Origin of the sequence: Parabacteroides sp. HGS0025 (assembly GCF_000969845.1) — a bacterium.
GTDB lineage: Bacteria > Bacteroidota > Bacteroidia > Bacteroidales > Tannerellaceae > Parabacteroides > Parabacteroides gordonii.
The window spans coordinates 2,253,135-2,270,328 of the sequence record NZ_KQ033902.1; the positions used below are offsets into that span (position 1 = coordinate 2,253,135).

Genomic DNA, 17,194 nt, shown 5'->3' on the forward strand with positions numbered 1-17,194 from the left:
AATAAATCTTTTTGAATGAAGAATGACAATCTGAAAGAACAGTACAGAATCAACGAACGTATTCGTGTTCGTGAAGTTCGTTTAGTAGGTGACAATGTAGAACCGGGAGTATACCCGATCTCTCAGGCATTAAAAATTGCCGAAGATCTGGCACTTGACCTGGTAGAAATTTCACCCAATGCTGCGCCCCCCGTTTGTAGAGTAACCGATTACCAGAAATTCCTCTATCAGCAAAAGAAAAGACAGAAAGAGCAAAAAGCGAAGTCAGTTAAGGTTGTAGTGAAGGAGATTCGTTTCGGACCTCAGACTGACGATCATGATTATAACTTTAAGTTGAAACATGCCAAAGGATTTCTGGAAGAAGGAGCAAAGGTTAAAGCGTATGTGTTCTTTAAAGGACGTTCCATTCTTTTCAAAGAGCAGGGAGAAGTTTTGTTACTTCGTTTTGCCAATGATCTGGAAGAGTATGGTAAAGTAGAGCAATTACCTGTGTTGGAAGGGAAACGTATGATCATCATGCTGACACCTAAAAAAGCAGGAGCTTCGGCAGCTGCTCCGAAACCGGCAAATGCAGCAGGACCTGCAAAACCTGTGGTGAAGAAAGTTATAACTCTGAAGCCTAAGACTGAGTCTGAGGCTAACGAAAATGAAGAATAAGAAAAACCGCCCGTTAGAGGGTGTCAAGTTTAATAATTAAAACAAAATTGGAAAATGCCTAAGATGAAGACTAATTCCGGTGCCAAAAAGAGGTTCGCCCTTACCGGAACAGGAAAAATCAAAAGAAAACACGCTTTTAAAAGTCACATTTTGACTAAGAAGACTAAAAAAGCTAAGAGAAACCTTACTCACACTGGCCTTGTTGCCACTGTTGATGTAAACAGTGTTAAGCTAATGCTTGGCATGAAGTAATCTTCTTAAATTAAGCGAGTTTTACAAAGATTTTTATTAACCGAATGTATTTAGCAAGTAAGATCATCAAATAATTAAGATGGCGCTAACATTCAAAACAGATTAGAATTATGCCTAGATCAGTAAATCATGTTGCTTCAAGAGCAAAAAGAAAACGGATTTTAAAACTTACCAGAGGTTATTATGGTGCACGTAAGAATGTGTGGACCGTAGCAAAGAATACCTGGGAAAAAGGTTTGACTTATGCTTTCCGTGACCGTCGTAACAAGAAACGTAACTTCCGCGCATTGTGGATCCAGCGTATCAACGCTGCTGCACGTCTGGAAGGTATGTCTTACTCTCGTTTGATGGGAGCTTTACACGCTGCAGGTATTGAAATCAACCGTAAAGTGTTGGCCGACCTGGCTGTAAACCATCCGGAAGCTTTCAAAGCAATCGTTGCTAAAGTAAAGTAATTGATATATCATAATGTCAATAGGAGAAGAGTCCTCATTAGAGGGCTCTTTTTTTGTTTACTTTTTACAATTCATACGTTCTGAAACAGTGAGAGTTTACTTTTTTATTCAATATTTAAAGGCAAATACTCTGCATTTTGTTTGGATAATTCAAAGCCTTTACATATCTTTGTAATAAGAAAAATGAGTTAGCCGCACTTGTTCGATTGGGAAACTCATCAGTTTATTTTAATTCCGAGACAAAGCTCTTGTCGCTAATGGCGGGCCGCACCCTTCGGGGCATGCATCGCACAGCGGATTACAAAGGTGGCAAAGCACTCAAATCCTGTCATACGGAGTTTGTTCATATCTACGGTGCGGCTTTCTTCTCATATAAAGGGAAAATCTCTTACGGGATTTTCCCTTTTTCTTTGTATATTTACCGCACCAAGAATAAATACACAAAAACTGATTATTATGTTGTTGCCAAAACAATCGCGCATGACGATAACGGGTGTCGCCGTAGCGTGTTCTTTATTTCTTGTTGCCTGTTCTCCGAAAGAGACTGTGCAACTGAATATAATTCCGCTACCCGCACAGGTTAGTGCATCCGGAGGCTTTTTTAAAGCTGACAGTGCAGTCGTCTTTTCTGCGGAAAAACCAGCAAATGTCCACTTTACCGTGGATGAGTCGATAGGTGGAAATCCGGAAGGATATCAGCTTATAGTTAATGAAAAAGGGATCGACCTGAAAGCGGCTACCGAAGCAGGCTTGTTCTATGGGGAACAGACACTCCGGCAGTTATTTTCTCCCCTGGGCTTCCCTTATGTGGCTATACAGGACGAGCCTCGTTTCAAATACCGGGGAATGCATCTGGATGTGTCGCGCCATTTCTTCCCAAAAGAAGAGGTATTCAAGCTGTTGGATGTAATGTCTTTTTACAAATTGAATAATCTTCACCTTCATCTTACTGATGCCGGTGGTTGGCGTATCCAGATGGATAAATATCCAAAGTTGACAACAGAAGCTGCTTTTCGTACGGAATCCGACTGGAGGAAATGGTGGGATGGAAAAGACCGTCAATATTTACCAGAGGGAACTCCGGGTGCTTATGGCGGTTATTATACGAAAGACGATATCCGTGCCATCGTAGCTTATGCTGCATCTAAACATATTAATGTAATACCGGAAATAGAATTTCCCGGACACTCGGAGGAGGTATTATTCACTTATCCGGAATTGAGTTGCTCTGGTGTTCCTTATAAGAATGGGGATTTCTGTATCGGTAATCCTAAGTCATTTACTTTTATGGAAGATGTATTGGATGAAGTGATCGAGTTGTTCCCTTCAGAATATATCCATATCGGTGGTGACGAAGCCGGTAAAGGTGCCTGGAAAACCTGTCCGAAATGCCAGACTTTGATGAAAAAGAACGGCATGAAGAGTGTAGACGAACTTCAGAGCTATATGATCCATAAAGCGGAAGACTACCTGATCTCTAAAAACCGCAAACTGATCGGTTGGGATGAGATACTTGAAGGCGGTTTGGCTCCTGAAGCAACCGTTATGTCCTGGCGTGGTGAAAGTGGCGGGATCAAGTCTGCCCGTATGGGACATGATGTTATTATGACGCCGGGCAATTATATGTATTTCGATTTTTATCAGGCGGATCCTAAAACTCAGCCGTATGCCATTGGCGGATATACTCCGATCAAGAAAGTATATAGCTATAACCCGATTCCGGTAGATTCGCTTACTGCTGAGGAAAGTAAACATATCATGGGAGTTCAGGCCAATACCTGGACAGAATATATCCCGGATGAAAAACATCTGGAATATATGATGTACCCTCGTGCTCTGGCGCTTGCCGAGATTGCCTGGTCGCCGCAGGAAAAGCGTGAATGGGATGACTTTAAACCGCGCATGAATGCCCATATCGCTAAATTGCAGCAAATGGGTATTAATACATTTACCCTTTCCGACGAACTTGAAGTAACGATGAAGGTCGATACCGTCAATAAGCAGATCGAAGTCTTCCTGGATGCTGAAAAGTACCCGGCTGAAATTCGTTATACAACAGACGGAACAGTTCCGACTGCCTCTTCTTCCCTTTATGATGGCATGATCATGGTAAAGGATTCTGCTTATATCAAAGCGGCAATCTTTAAAAACGGAGAATTACAGGGTACACCGACTGAGAAGAAAGTCGATTATCACCGTGCAATCAACAAACCTATACATTATAATAGTAAGTTGTATCCGGGTTATATGGCCGGCGGAATGAATGCTCTGCTCGACGGATACCGTGGCGGACTTACATATTTGGATGGTCGTTGGCAAGGTTATCTGAATGATCTGGATTGCGTGATCGATATGGAAGAGGTGACTGATATCCACAAAGTCTCTGCCCGTTTCATGCAACTGATCGGCCCGGGAGTGTATCAACCGGCCAGTGTGGAGTTGTTAACCTCTGAAGATGGAACTAACTTCACTTCGCAAGGTCTTATTCCGACTACTATTTCTAATAAAGATCCGGAACTTTCTTTTCAGGAATATACCTTCTGTGGTGACTGGAAAGCCCGTTATGTTCGTCTGAGGGCAGATGAAGCCAACAAGGGATTTATCTTTGTCGATGAAATTGTCGTATGGTAACTAAATAGTATATATTTAAATTATTAACTAAATAAATCAAGAATGAAGAAGCAAGTAATGAGCCTCCTGCTGTGTGGTAGCCTGATGGCGGCAGCACAACAGCCGGTAGATTATGTAAACCCTTTTATCGGGACGAGCAATTACGGGACGACGAATCCCGGCGCCATCTGTCCGCAGGGTATGATGAGTGTCACTCCATTCAATGTGATGGGATCGGAGAGTAACCGTTTCGATAAAGACAGCCAATGGTGGTCGACCCCTTATTCCTCTGACAACGATTTCTTTACAGGGTTTGCCCATGTAAACCTGAGTGGAGTAGGCTGTCCTGAACTGGGAAGCCTCCTTTTAATGCCTACAGCCGGCGAATTGAATGTGGACTACAAGCAATACGGTAGTAAGTACAAAGATGAAACCGCCCATCCGGGATATTATAGCAACGTCCTGACCAAATACAATATTAAAGCTGAAGCAACAGCCAGTATGCGTACAGGATTGAGCCGTTTTACTTTCCCGAAAGGGCAGGGTAATATACTGCTTAATCTGGGTGAAGGACTAACAAACGAAACCGGAGCAACTGTCCGTATGGTCAGCGATACGGAGATTGAAGGAAGCAAGTTGCTGGGAACATTCTGTTATAATCCCCAGGCCGTTTTCCCGATCTATTTCGTTATGAAGGTAAGCAAAGCTCCCAAACAGATAGGATACTGGAAGAAGCAACGTGAAATGAAGGGAGTAGAAGCCGAATGGGATATCTATTCCGGTAAATATAAACTCTATACCAAATACAACCGTGAAATGAGCGGTGATGATATCGGGGTATGGCTTACCTATGATACAGAGGAAAATGAAGTCATCGAAGTAAAGATGGGCGTCTCTTTTGTCAGCATAGAAAATGCTCGTTTGAACATGAACACCGAGCAGCCCGATTTCAACTTCGACAAGGTTAAAGCTGCTGCAAGCACGATGTGGAACAACGACCTGTCGCGCGTTAAAGTTGAAGGAGGTTCAAAAGATGATAAGACGATCTTCTATACAGCGCTCTATCACCTGCTGATCCATCCGAATATCATCCAGGATGTAAACGGCGAATACCCGATGATGGAAAGTTTGAAAGTCGGTCATACGACTGGCAATCGCTACACAGTTTTCTCCTTGTGGGATACGTATCGTAATGTAAGCACGTTGATGACGTTGCTTTTCCCCGAACGTCAGTTGGATATTATCCGTACGATGGTCGACATGTATAAGGAAAGCGGCTGGTTGCCTAAATGGGAACTCTACGGACGCGAAACCCTGACGATGGAAGGCGATCCTTCCATACCTTATATAGTAGATGCCTGGATGCGCGGCCTGCGTGACTTCGATGTTGAAACAGCTTACGAAGCGATGCGTAAAGGGGCTACTACTCCCGGTGAGTTCAACCTGCTTCGTCCGGACAATAACGATTATATGAGTAAAGGATATGTTCCTCTGCGCGAACAGTATGATAATTCCGTTTCTCATGCACTGGAATATTATATTGCCGACTGGAACCTTTCTCAGTTTGCCAAAGCATTGGGAAAGAAAGAGGATGCCAAGTTGTTCCACGATCGTTCAATGGGCTATAAACATTATTATAGTAAAGAGTTCGGTACCCTTCGTCCGATCCTGCCTGACGGAACATTCTATTCACCTTTCAATCCGAAACAAGGTGAAAACTTTGAACCTAACCCCGGTTTCCATGAAGGAAGTGCCTGGAACTATACATTCTATGTGCCTCACGATATCCCCGGGCTGGTTAAGCTGATGGGCGGTCAGAAGAAATTTGTCGATAAACTGCAAATGGTATTCGATGAAGGTCATTACGATATGGCTAACGAACCGGATATTGCCTACCCTTACCTGTTCAGTTACTTTAAAGGTGAAGCATGGCGTACACAGAAAACAGTCCGCGAACTGTTAAGCAAGTATTACCATAACGCTCCGAACGGCCTTCCCGGAAATGATGATACCGGCACAATGTCTACCTGGGCTGTATTCTCTATGATGGGATTCTATCCAGCTTGCCCGGGTGATATGGATTACGTACTTACTTCACCGACCTTCAACAAGGTCACTATCGATCTGAACAAAAAGTTCTATCCGAAAGGTGAGTTGGTGATCGAGTCTATGCACCAGACTCCGGAAGATATCTATATAAAAGAAGTAACTGCCGGAGGAAAGAAGTTGAAAGGCTATACCATTTCTCAAGAAGAACTGGTGAATGCCGGAACACTCAAGTTTATTTTAGAAGATACGCATAAATAAACAGAGAGAGATAAGTAAAGCAAAAGCCCTGGGAAGAAACAAACTTCTCAGGGCTTTTTTTATTCATAAGCAGAAGTAGATGTCTGGTTTCAGAATGTAAATCTTCTAAAATTTTAAAATACTGCAAAATAATAATGACTAGAAAAAACGATCGTTTTTTCTAGTCATTATTATGTGCGCAAAGGTATTAAATATTTATTGAAATACAATCGGACTGAAATTTTTTATTTAGCTATTTATTAAATACATAAGTTCAATTATTCAATATTACGCAATAATCAAGGATTAACTAAAATTATAAAAACAGGGTGACTAGAAAAAACGATCGTTTTTTTTAGTCACCCTGTTTTACAGCAAACACTAGTATATCAAGCCATTATGCGTAGTTGGTCAATTGGGACTGACGAACATCTGTGTGTAATGGTGTTAAACTTAATCCGATGAATGCCAGGTATTTAATTGAATTGTTTTCTCATGTTAAATTCTTAAATCGATGGATAATCCTTTCTGTTGATCTATTTTTATCAATTCTCTCCACTTCTACGTCTCTAACCTTCCTGTGGTTTATATTAGGAACGGAGACTTCCAATCGCAATCTTTTCAATATATTATTCCTATCATTATCTTATAGTTTGATAAGTTTTTACTTCTGTCAGACTTATAAAGGTGTGATCAGACATTCTGCTTTTACAGAAACCGGAAGATTTGCTATCTCGTCTTTGATAAAAGTCTCATTATTATTTTTATCATTTCATCTCTTTTCCGATACCTATTCTTTGCATGAGCTAGTATTAGGAGCTGTTATCGATTTATTTCTGACATTCTCTATACTTACTATATCGCGTGCTCTCTTAATAGTATCGTATACGATCATAATAAATAGTATTTCTTCCAGCCAGGGGAAATTATTGATCTACCAGGGGAAGAATCTCACCTCCTTATTATTTGATTCTTCTTTATGTGATAAGCAAATGTTTCAGATGGAGGGGTTTCTCCGTTTTGGGGAGCGCCAATCATTGCGTATAGGTAAGTATAAGGTTTTTTCAATAAAGAATCAAATTGAGTTTAATCGTTTAGTGAATCAGAAAAACATTCGGGCTATTCTGTTCACAGACTATGCAATTGTAAAAGAGGAGAGTGAGCGTCTGGTTCGCTATTGCGAAAAGAAAAAAGTCCGGATGCTGATGCTTCCTTCTATCGATGAACTGAAAAAAGGTAAAATAAACCTATGTAATTTACCGGAAGTACGTATTGAAGATCTCTTAGGCCGTGAAGAAATCCATATTAATATGGATGAAATTGCAGCATCTTTAAAAGGAAAAGTGGTATTGGTTACCGGTGCTGCTGGTTCGATAGGGAGTGAGCTTTGTCGTCAACTCTGTACATTCGGTTTGAAACAGTTGATCTTGTTTGATAGTGCTGAAACTCCCATGCATAATATACGTTTGGAATTGGAAGAGAAGTTCCCCGGGATTGAATGCATCCCTATTATGGGAGACATTCGGATGGTTGATCGTGTAGAGTCCGTTTTCAAGCGTTTCTGTCCCCAATATGTATTTCATGCAGCTGCTTATAAGCACGTACCTCTAATGGAGGAAAACCCCTGTGAAGCAGTTCATACGAATGTGCATGGTACTCGTAATGTAGCGGATATGGCAGTTAAGTATGATGTGGAGAAATTTATAATGATATCTACTGATAAAGCTGTTAATCCTACAAATGTGATGGGGGCTTCCAAGCGTCTGGCAGAAATCTATGTACAGAGTTTGAGTATCGCCATAAGCAAGGGCTTGCATCCCGGGAAAACTCGTTTTATCACGACTCGATTTGGGAATGTTTTGGGTAGTAATGGTTCTGTTATACCTCGTTTCCGTGAGCAATTAGTGAAAGGAGGCCCTTTAACGGTTACTCATCCGGATATCATTCGTTACTTTATGACAATCCCGGAAGCCTGTCGTTTGGTACTTGAGGCTGCTTTTATGGGAAAGGGCAGTGAGATATTTGTTTTCGATATGGGAACACCTGTTAAGATCGCTGATTTGGCTCGCCGTATGATTGAACTGGCTGGTCTTACTCCCGGTGAAGATATCGAAATAAAATATACCGGTCTTCGTCCCGGTGAGAAACTGTATGAAGAGCTTTTGGCGACAAAAGAAAATACACTCCCTACGAATAACGCCAAGATATATTGTGCCCAGGTAAGAGAATATGATTATAATGCTATTTGTACACTCTTGAGTCCTTTAATCGCTTTTGCAATAAAAGTAGATAAAATGGAAACAGTTAGATATATGAAAGGGATTGTACCGGAATTTAAGAGTAAGAATTCGGAGTATGAGGTGTTGGATAAAGAATAAATTTCTTTTTTTGATATAAAATAGTTTAGATGGTCGGTGATGCGAAAGCGATTAAAGGAATAGAAAAAGCAACTTTACAAACTTCCTCTGGTAATGTGGTTTTTGAAGAAAAACCCAAACCGCGGCGATTACAGGTGCATTTTTCGAGGTACATTATGTGAATACGTTCGATATACCATCATCGAAGAAAAATGCGCAATCGCAGTTGACACAACAGCTGGATACTCTATTATATCAAAGGCAGAAAGAGGTTTACTCCTTTACGGATTATCGTTTGTCGATGACCAATCCGGATCTGGATAATGTCAGCCAATCCCATATAGACGATTTATTCAGTATAATCAATAGTTTGTTTTCAACGACAGGGAAAACAATTCGGATCAATGAGCGGAATGAAATAGTCTTTGATAAAAAGACAGTGGCATTAACCATCGAACAGCTCTCTTCCGGGGAAAAGCAGATGTTGATCCTTCTGTTTACTGTTTTTTGATGAAACAAAGATCTCCCGTCCTTTTATTAGATGAACCGGAGATATTTTTGCACATGGTTTAGCAGGATAAACTGATTGAGAATTTGCTAGCTATCAATCCTAATTGTCAAATTTTCCTGACAACACATTCTCCCAATATCTTTGCAGATGGATGGGGAGATAAGTTGATATTTATGGGAAATATAATGCAAGAAAAATGACTCAGGAAGAATCTGAATTTTATGAATTAGAAGTGAAATGCTATAAGGCATTGTTGGCGGTAAATGGACATTTCTCTTCTACGAGAATGGTTCCATAGGCCTTGATGTACTTATGGACTTCCTTGATGATGCGGAGTTGAAAAGTATCATATCTGACGGATAAGGTAAAACGCATCAATGTATAGCAACCATAACATGATATTTGGAAAGGAATAATAAATTAATCTATTTTATGATGAAAATTGCAGTAGCAGGAACAGGTTATGGTGGTCTTAGTATAGCCACACTTTTGGCGCAACATCATCAGGTACAGCAGTGGGTGTAATTCCTGAAAAGGTGGAAAAAAGGTAGAGGTTTTGCCTGCATATATTTGCGCATTGGAAAGATGACTATAGAAAATAAGCGAATAATTTATGAATAGACGAGTGTTAATCATAGGTGATACATATTATTTAAAAGGTGTGAAAGTCAATATGGATAATTATAGAGAAATGCAGTGCAATTAGGATAATTTTTATTGATTCGTTGGAATGATAACAAGAAATAATCAGAACAATATAAATTAAAGCAATTATGGCTTACAGACATTTACAATTTCCCGAGAACTCCATATTTTTAGTAACTGGTGCTGCCGGTTTTATTGGCAGTAACCTTTGTGAGGCAATCCTTGAAATGGGCTATCGTGTGCGTGCCCTTGATGATCTCTCTACTGGTAAGCAGAAGAATATCGATATGTTCCTTGATAATCCTCGCTACGAGTTTGTCAAGGGCGACATCAAGGATATCGACACTTGTATGAAAGCTTGTGAGGGGGTGGCTTACGTGCTCAATCAAGCAGCATGGGGGTCTGTACCTCGTTCTATTGAAATGCCACTCTTCTACTCGCTTAACAATATCCAGGGCACACTCAACATGCTTGAAGCAGCTCGCCAAAAGGGTGTGAAGAAGTTCGTTTACGCTTCTTCTTCTTCTGTTTATGGTGATGAGCCTAATCTTCCTAAGAAAGAAGGCATTGAAGGCAATCTTCTAAGTCCGTATGCGGTCTCAAAGCGATGTGATGAGGAGTGGGCAAAGCAGTATACAAAGCATTATGGCCTTGATACATACGGGATGCGTTACTTCAATGTCTTTGGTCGTCGCCAGGATCCTGATGGAGTGTATGCAGCAGTCATTCCCAAGTTCATCAAACTTCTTATCAATGGTCAGAAGTGTCGCATCAATGGTGATGGTAAGCAGTCTCGTGATTTCACTTACATCGAAAACGTCATTGAGGCTAACCTTAAAGCGTGCCTTGCACCTTCTTCTGCCGCTGGACAGGCATTTAACATAGCATACGGTGGTCGAGAGTTCCTTATTGATATTTACTATGGTCTCATCAAGGCTCTTGGTATTGATATGGAGCCTGAGTTCGCTCCTGATCGTGCCGGTGATATTAAGCATTCGAATGCAGACATTTCTAAGGCAAAGGAACTTCTTGGTTACGATCCAGACTGGAGCTTTAAAAGAGGTATTGAGGCTGCTATCGAGTGGTACAAGAATAATCTGTAATCAATAAATAATAATGAAAGAGACAAAAATATGTGTGATTGGCCTCGGATACGTAGGTCTTCCACTTGCTCGTTTGTTTTCCACCAAGTACAAGACCGTAGGTTTCGATATGAACGCTAAGCGTTGCGAGGCTCTTATGGCGGGGCATGATGCTACCCTTGAAGTAAGTGACGAACTTCTTCAGGACGCAATTAATAACCACGGTTTTGTATGTACTGCTGACATTGAGCAAATTTGCGACTGCAACTTTTACGTTGTTGCTGTTCCTACTCCTGTTGACGAGAACAACAATCCTGATCTTCTCCCTCTCTATAGCGCATCTACCACCGTGGGGAAGGTCATTAGCATGGGCGATGTGGTCGTTTATGAATCGACCGTTTACCCTGGTGTAACTGAGGACGAATGTATTCATGTTGTCGAGAAGGTCAGCGGCATGAAGTTCAACGTTGATTTCTTCGCAGGCTACTCTCCTGAACGTATCAATCCAGGTGACAAGCTCCACACTGTAGAGAAGATTAAGAAAGTTACCTCTGGTTCTACTCCTGAGATTGGTCAGTATGTTAACGAAGTTTATTCTTCTGTTATTACTGCAGGAACTCACCTTGCACCTACCATAAAGGTGGCTGAGGCTGCAAAGGTAATCGAGAACAGCCAGCGTGACATAAACATCGCTTTTGTTAATGAGCTTTCTCACATCTTTACTAAGATGGGCATCGATACACTCGATGTTCTTGAGGCTGCTGGTACCAAGTGGAATTTTCTTCCTTTCCGGCCAGGTCTTGTAGGTGGTCATTGCATAGGTGTTGATCCTTACTATCTTGCCCAATGTGCTCAGCGCCATGGTCACAATCCTGAGATTATCCTCGCCGGCCGTCGCATGAATGATGGCATGGGGGAGTACGTAGCCACCGAGACTGTCAAGCATATGCTCAAGAAGGGCATTCAGGTGCTTAACTCTCAGGTCATCATCCTCGGCTTCACCTTCAAGGAAAATTGTCCTGACGTACGCAATACCAAGGTCATCGACATCTATCGTGTGCTCAAGGAATACAATGTCAATGTAACAGTTTACGATCCATGGGCTAATCCTGTCGTTGCAAAGCACGAGTATGGTATCGATGTCATCAACAAGCTCCCTCTGTTGAAATTCGATGCTGCCATTGCAGCCGTAGCTCACAAGGAGTTTGCCGGGATGGATGTACCTGCATTCCTCAAGGAGAAGCATGTGATCTTCGATGTGAAGTGTACTCTTGACCGCGGCATCATTGATGCGCGTCTTTAATTAATAGGATTTTGGTAGAACAAGTGATTTGTATGGTTCAATACAATTAGTCAAAACTAATATATAATAATACAAATAAAAAAAACAAGATTATTTTCTGCTTTGCTGATACATAATAATTTAATATAATGTCTTTAATGGTTATTTTATGCAAGAGACTAAAACATTAAAAAAAAAACTTCTTTATGAAGTATCTTATATAAGACCATTTGTTATATTTCTTTTGGTCTTTATACATTCGTTTTCTCATATCAAATATATAGAAATAGATTCTCATAATGTAGAATTGTTATCGGTGTATCAATGGATGATAGATTTTATTAGGGGATTCCGTATTGAGACTATTGCCTTTGTGGCTGGATATGTATTTTCATATCAAACTAATGACTTGAATAAACGCTCTAGTTTCTGGTCGTTTGTAAAGAAAAAAAATTTACGACTGATTGTTCCTATGCTTTTCTTTAGTCCTATCTATTATTTCATATTCATATATAAAGCAGAAACTTTTAGTTTTGATACATTTATAATTGAAGTGCTATCTGGATCTGGTCATTTATGGTTTTTGCCAATGCTGTTTTGGTGCTTTTTATTTATATGGATAATCGATTACTATAAATTGGTATCAGCTTGGATGTTTCTGATTTTGGCAATATTAACTTTGATACCAGTTTTTGATTTACCATTAGGTTTTAGTAGATTACCTCAGTTCTTATTCTATGTTTATTCTGGATATTGTTTATGGATTAACAAACAAAGATTATTGAACTGCACCCAAAGCAATGGCGTAATTGTTATATTAGTTATAGGATATATAGCGTTAGTGTTTTTAGAAAATCTTTTCATAACTGGTTGGAATCTGTATTTAGATTTTATATGGAGACATTCTATTATATTAGTAAAAGCATGTATCGGTATTTTGGCATTGTATTCTATAGTATATAGATATACGAACCGACAGGGTTTTCAACCAAGTGAAATGGTGATAGCTGCAAGTGGAATTTGTTATGGGGTTTATGTTTTTCATCAATTCATTTTGAAATTCCTATATACTTATACTAATATCTATGTCATATTTGGAGATGTTCTTACTCCGTGGGTAGGATTTACTATTACATTATTCTTATCAATAGTACTAACAAAAATAGTTTTAAAAACTAATTTTGGGCGTTTTTTTATAGGATAAGTGGTTTATGAGAAATCAAAAAACAAATAACTTTAATCAAGCATTGTGGCTTAGTGTCAGCTACGTCTGTAGTATGGCAGTTGGCATTGTCAGTTCTGTTATTCTTTCCAGATACTTTGACAAGGTAGAGTATGGGACATACAAGCAGATTATGTATGTGTATTATATCTTGTTTACTGTATTTCAAGCTGGACTACCTGCTGTATTCACCTACTTCCTTCCAAAATATGGTGAAGGCGAGGGAAAGTATATTGTTAAGAAAATCAATGGTCTGTTATTCACTTTAGGAGTATTATGTTCTTTGGTCTTATTTATTGCCTCGGGTTTGTTAGCAGATCTATTGAAAAATCAGGAATTAGCAATAGGTCTTAAGATATTCTCTTTGTTCCCGCTTTTCACCTTGCCCACGCTTGGCGTAGAAGGCATCTATACAGTGCATAAGAATACGAAGTTTATTGCATTCTATAATATTGTTACACGCTTATTGATGTTGGCTTGTATCATCATTCCAGTGGTATTCATAAAAAATGACTATAGGTATGCACTTGTAGGATGGGGTATTGCTTCATTTGTAGCATTTGTTATAGCTATTATAGCAAAGAATCGTGCCTATAAAGAGGTTGATGAGATAGAACTTCCCAACATGTATCGGGAAGTTTTGAATTATACGCTTCCGATTATGGGTTCGGCATTGATTTTTATGGTGTTCAATTCGGCAACACAATTGTTTATCAGTCGTTACTACGGAACGGTTGCCTTTGCAGAATATTCTAACGGCTATATGGCACTACCTTTTGTAACAATCTTTGTTGCTCCTGTGAGAATGTTGCTTACACCTATGTTTGCAAAAGCAAGTTCTTCTGGCGATTATAGTACTCCTCTCACATCGCTTTATAATTCTACAAAGCAGTTATTTGTATTACTGATGCCTCTCATCGTATTTTCGTTCCTATATGCACGTGAAATCATGCAATTTTTATACGGTGGCGGGTATGTAAACTCTTTTATCTATTTCCGAATAGTGCTTATGTTTAACTTTGTGGAAATGTTCCCATTCTCCATTTTACTTACTGCTATTGGAAAAAGTAAACTTTGCTTTAAATTTGACATAATTTGCACTATATTGCTTTGGATGGTGAATATTTTATTAGTTACTTCTGACATTGGAAACCCATATTTGATAACGGCGGTATTTGTTTTCTTGAATGCCTGCACGAAATATTTCCTTCCTGGTATATTCTTGTACAAGAAGGGAAATATTAGAGTTGTCAATGCAGATATCATGGTATATATGTTCAAGGTGCTGATTCATACAAGTATTTCTGCCTTGGTAATTTATTATGCACTTAATAGGATAGGTTGGCTTACGAATCTATTTATTGTTCTATGTTTAGCATTATCTCTATATTACCTGCTGCTTATTATAACTTCGAGATTGGTTAAGATTAATTACCTTCAAGTATTGTTAAAATTCAAATGATAATTCATTATGACAATAAATGATAAAGTTCGTTGGGCTTTCATTACAGCCTTATTCCCTTTTTGTGGTCTTGTTTCGTCCATAAAAGCGAATAGGACTTATGTATTCCCCGGGGTCTTTGCTATATTCTTTTTTTTCATTGGTACCCAAATAATAGCTAATGAAAGCAACGATTTTGGACGATATATGATGAATTTTTCTTTGTTATCAATGCAGTCTGGATTCTCTTTCGAATATTATTTCATTTCTTTGAATGAAAGTAGTCAGATTGATTTCTATTTACCGTTTATGACATGGTTTGTTTCCAGATTTACATCGAATACACAGGTCTTTGCTGGAATATTGGCGATGTTATATGGTATTTGTCTTTCCTTTAATTTTAAATATATTACAAAATACTGCAATAGTTCAACTCTTTTTATTGTTCTTTTTTTTGTTCTTGTTTTGCTTCCTAAAGCCTCTTACACACACCGTTGGTGGATGGCGATGCAAGTGTTCCTTTTAGGAGCTTTACCATATATTTTAGAGGGGAAATATAAATTTTTGCTTTTTTCGATAGCTTCTATTTTTATCCATTTCTCTTTTTTGTATCTGTTAGTCATTCTGTTGGTATATAAGTTTTTACCTAAGTATTCTCTAATATCATACGTTCTCATATTCATAGTTGCAAATCTACTTGAAAGTTTGGATATTGGAGCTATAACCGGAGTTATAGAGCAGTACTTGCCAGATTCGTTTAATAGTCGAAATGAATCATATATCAATGCAGAGTTTCAGGATCATAATTGGTTCAGCCAATCTGGTCGTGTTACTTGGAAATTTTTAAATATAGGATTGGTTTTGTATATTTTTTTTCAATTAAGAGATTATTTAAAGTATCGGCCTGAATATAAAAGTCTGTTGGTATGTACTCTATTAATAGGCACATTTTCGGCAATTGCTAATCTGACAGAATGGGGATGGAGATATTTGGATGTGACTAATTTTATGTTCTGTTCATTATACATTCTTATCCTAGCCGATTCTAAGGTGTTCGGTCTCAAATTCGATAACGTCATTCGCATTGCTTCACCATTCTTTGTGTATATTATTTTGTTTCAGCTACGAGGAGTATTAGGAATCATCGGTATAAATGCTCTTTGTGTAGGAAATGTATTAACAACGTGGTTTATAGAAGATTCTTGTCCAGTGTTATCGTTAATTAAATAAGTCAATTATTCTTATATGAGTAAGATTGTAAAATTATACAGAACAAATTATTCCCGAGCGGTTCATAGTTTGATGATGCTGATGAATCATCGTACAAATCGGCATATTGTTGTCTTTGAATCCGATGATTGGGGAAGTATTAGAATGCCATCTTTGGACGTTTTAGATCGGCTGATAAAGAGAGGGGTTCCTGCCACTCCTATTGGTTTAGCATACGATCGTGTGGATACATTGGCTTCTAATGATGATTTGGAACTACTGATGGAAGTGTTGTCATCAGTTCAAGACTCACAAGGAAATCCTGCTATTATCACATTAAATTGTGTTACTGCCAACCCTTATTTTGAAGCAATTCGGGCAAACGGATTTCAGATGTATTGTTATGAGCCATTTACAGAAACGTTAAAAAGGTATCCGCATCATGACAAAGCTTTTGGTTTGTGGAAAGAAGGTATAGCTCATAAAGTTTTTCAGCCTCAATTCCATGGCCGTGAGCATCTGAATGTTTCATATTGGATGAGATTCTTGCAATCTGGCAATAAGGATATGATGGCTTGCTTTGACGAAGGTACATTTTCTTTAGGAACTTTCGATAATAATTCAATCAGCCATGTATTGGAAGCGTTTGATATGAGGTTACCTCAAGACCGAACAGTAATAACCCAATCCATAAAAGAAGGCTTATCGATGTTTGAGCAAATTTTTGGATTCAAATCCGACACCATGATTGCTCCTTGTTATACTTGGGATTCTTTTGTGGAAGATATAGCTGCAGAAAATGGAGTAATCGGTATCCAAGGTGGTTATATACAGAAACATTCCTATCTTGAAAAATCAAAGGGAAACCGCATTACAGGACATTATTGGGGCGAAAAAAACAAGAACGGACAGATCTATACTGTAAGGAATTGCAATTTTGAGCCTTCCCAAGGTAAGAACTTAGGTTTAGACTGCTGTTTGGCAGGTATCTCAAAAGCTTTCAGCATGATGTTACCAGCTGTCATCTCTTGCCATCGACTTAATTTTGTTGGAGAGTTAGACGCTTCAAATAGGGACCAGAATTTGCGTGATTTCAAGAGACTGCTTAAGACGATAGTTACAAAATATCCCGATGTGGAGTTTATGTCGAGTGATGAATTTGTGAAAAACTATAAATAAAACAAG

Annotated in this window: 13 protein-coding genes; all 13 read left to right on the forward strand. The window is 39.0% G+C overall.

Annotated features, from left to right (window positions below; all coding sequences use genetic code 11):
• The first annotated feature begins 15 nt into the window (after positions 1-15).
• Complete coding sequence (infC, locus tag HMPREF1212_RS08555; protein WP_046149069.1) at positions 16-657, forward strand: translation initiation factor IF-3; 642 nt, start codon at positions 16-18, stop codon at positions 655-657.
• Positions 658-711: 54 nt separating this feature from the next.
• Positions 712-909: a 50S ribosomal protein L35 gene (rpmI, locus tag HMPREF1212_RS08560; RefSeq protein WP_007657083.1), complete on the forward strand. Its 198-nt coding sequence runs from the start codon at positions 712-714 to the stop codon at positions 907-909.
• 110 nt (positions 910-1,019) lie between these two features.
• A complete protein-coding gene (gene rplT / locus HMPREF1212_RS08565; RefSeq protein WP_022455800.1) occupies positions 1,020-1,364 on the forward strand; it encodes a 50S ribosomal protein L20 in 345 nt (114 codons plus the stop codon).
• Between the two features lie 456 nt (positions 1,365-1,820).
• The gene (locus tag HMPREF1212_RS08570) at positions 1,821-3,995 is read left to right on the forward strand and encodes a family 20 glycosylhydrolase (protein WP_046149070.1); all 2,175 of its coding nucleotides are present in this window, start codon (positions 1,821-1,823) and stop codon (positions 3,993-3,995) included.
• A 42-nt stretch (positions 3,996-4,037) separates the two neighbouring features.
• On the forward strand, positions 4,038-6,281 hold the full coding sequence (locus HMPREF1212_RS08575; RefSeq protein ID WP_046149071.1) for a GH92 family glycosyl hydrolase: 2,244 nt from the start codon (positions 4,038-4,040) through the stop codon (positions 6,279-6,281).
• Between the two features lie 440 nt (positions 6,282-6,721).
• The gene (locus tag HMPREF1212_RS08580) at positions 6,722-8,638 is read left to right on the forward strand and encodes a UDP-N-acetylglucosamine 4,6-dehydratase family protein (protein ID WP_046149072.1); all 1,917 of its coding nucleotides are present in this window, start codon (positions 6,722-6,724) and stop codon (positions 8,636-8,638) included.
• Between the two features lie 157 nt (positions 8,639-8,795).
• Positions 8,796-9,128: a hypothetical protein gene (locus HMPREF1212_RS26960; RefSeq protein ID WP_157316973.1), complete on the forward strand. Its 333-nt coding sequence runs from the start codon at positions 8,796-8,798 to the stop codon at positions 9,126-9,128.
• Positions 9,129-9,901: 773 nt separating this feature from the next.
• A complete protein-coding gene (locus HMPREF1212_RS08590; RefSeq protein ID WP_046149073.1) occupies positions 9,902-10,876 on the forward strand; it encodes an SDR family oxidoreductase in 975 nt (324 codons plus the stop codon).
• Between the two features lie 13 nt (positions 10,877-10,889).
• A complete protein-coding gene (locus HMPREF1212_RS08595; RefSeq protein WP_046149074.1) occupies positions 10,890-12,158 on the forward strand; it encodes a nucleotide sugar dehydrogenase in 1,269 nt (422 codons plus the stop codon).
• A gap of 148 nt (positions 12,159-12,306) precedes the next feature.
• Positions 12,307-13,341: an acyltransferase family protein gene (locus tag HMPREF1212_RS08600; RefSeq protein ID WP_046149075.1), complete on the forward strand. Its 1,035-nt coding sequence runs from the start codon at positions 12,307-12,309 to the stop codon at positions 13,339-13,341.
• Between the two features lie 7 nt (positions 13,342-13,348).
• On the forward strand, positions 13,349-14,821 hold the full coding sequence (locus HMPREF1212_RS08605) for an oligosaccharide flippase family protein (RefSeq protein ID WP_082099854.1): 1,473 nt from the start codon (positions 13,349-13,351) through the stop codon (positions 14,819-14,821).
• A gap of 9 nt (positions 14,822-14,830) precedes the next feature.
• Positions 14,831-16,030, forward strand: a complete 1,200-nt coding sequence (locus tag HMPREF1212_RS08610; protein WP_046149077.1) for an EpsG family protein — start codon at positions 14,831-14,833, stop codon at positions 16,028-16,030.
• Between the two features lie 15 nt (positions 16,031-16,045).
• Positions 16,046-17,188, forward strand: a complete 1,143-nt coding sequence (locus tag HMPREF1212_RS08615; protein WP_046149078.1) for a hypothetical protein — start codon at positions 16,046-16,048, stop codon at positions 17,186-17,188.
• The last annotated feature ends 6 nt before the right edge of the window (positions 17,189-17,194 follow it).

What these genes read in the sequence shown, in the direction of transcription:
- infC (WP_046149069.1), top strand. Translation starts at nt 16, where the DNA reads ATGAAGAATGACAATCTGAAAGAACAGTACAGAATCAACGAACGTATT.
- rpmI (WP_007657083.1), top strand. Translation starts at nt 712, where the DNA reads ATGCCTAAGATGAAGACTAATTCCGGTGCCAAAAAGAGGTTCGCCCTT.
- rplT (WP_022455800.1), top strand. Translation starts at nt 1,020, where the DNA reads ATGCCTAGATCAGTAAATCATGTTGCTTCAAGAGCAAAAAGAAAACGG.
- HMPREF1212_RS08570 (WP_046149070.1), top strand. Translation starts at nt 1,821, where the DNA reads ATGTTGTTGCCAAAACAATCGCGCATGACGATAACGGGTGTCGCCGTA.
- HMPREF1212_RS08575 (WP_046149071.1), top strand. Translation starts at nt 4,038, where the DNA reads ATGAAGAAGCAAGTAATGAGCCTCCTGCTGTGTGGTAGCCTGATGGCG.
- HMPREF1212_RS08580 (WP_046149072.1), top strand. Translation starts at nt 6,722, where the DNA reads ATGAATGCCAGGTATTTAATTGAATTGTTTTCTCATGTTAAATTCTTA.
- HMPREF1212_RS08590 (WP_046149073.1), top strand. Translation starts at nt 9,902, where the DNA reads ATGGCTTACAGACATTTACAATTTCCCGAGAACTCCATATTTTTAGTA.
- HMPREF1212_RS08595 (WP_046149074.1), top strand. Translation starts at nt 10,890, where the DNA reads ATGAAAGAGACAAAAATATGTGTGATTGGCCTCGGATACGTAGGTCTT.
- HMPREF1212_RS08600 (WP_046149075.1), top strand. Translation starts at nt 12,307, where the DNA reads ATGCAAGAGACTAAAACATTAAAAAAAAAACTTCTTTATGAAGTATCT.
- HMPREF1212_RS08605 (WP_082099854.1), top strand. Translation starts at nt 13,349, where the DNA reads ATGAGAAATCAAAAAACAAATAACTTTAATCAAGCATTGTGGCTTAGT.
- HMPREF1212_RS08610 (WP_046149077.1), top strand. Translation starts at nt 14,831, where the DNA reads ATGACAATAAATGATAAAGTTCGTTGGGCTTTCATTACAGCCTTATTC.
- HMPREF1212_RS08615 (WP_046149078.1), top strand. Translation starts at nt 16,046, where the DNA reads ATGAGTAAGATTGTAAAATTATACAGAACAAATTATTCCCGAGCGGTT.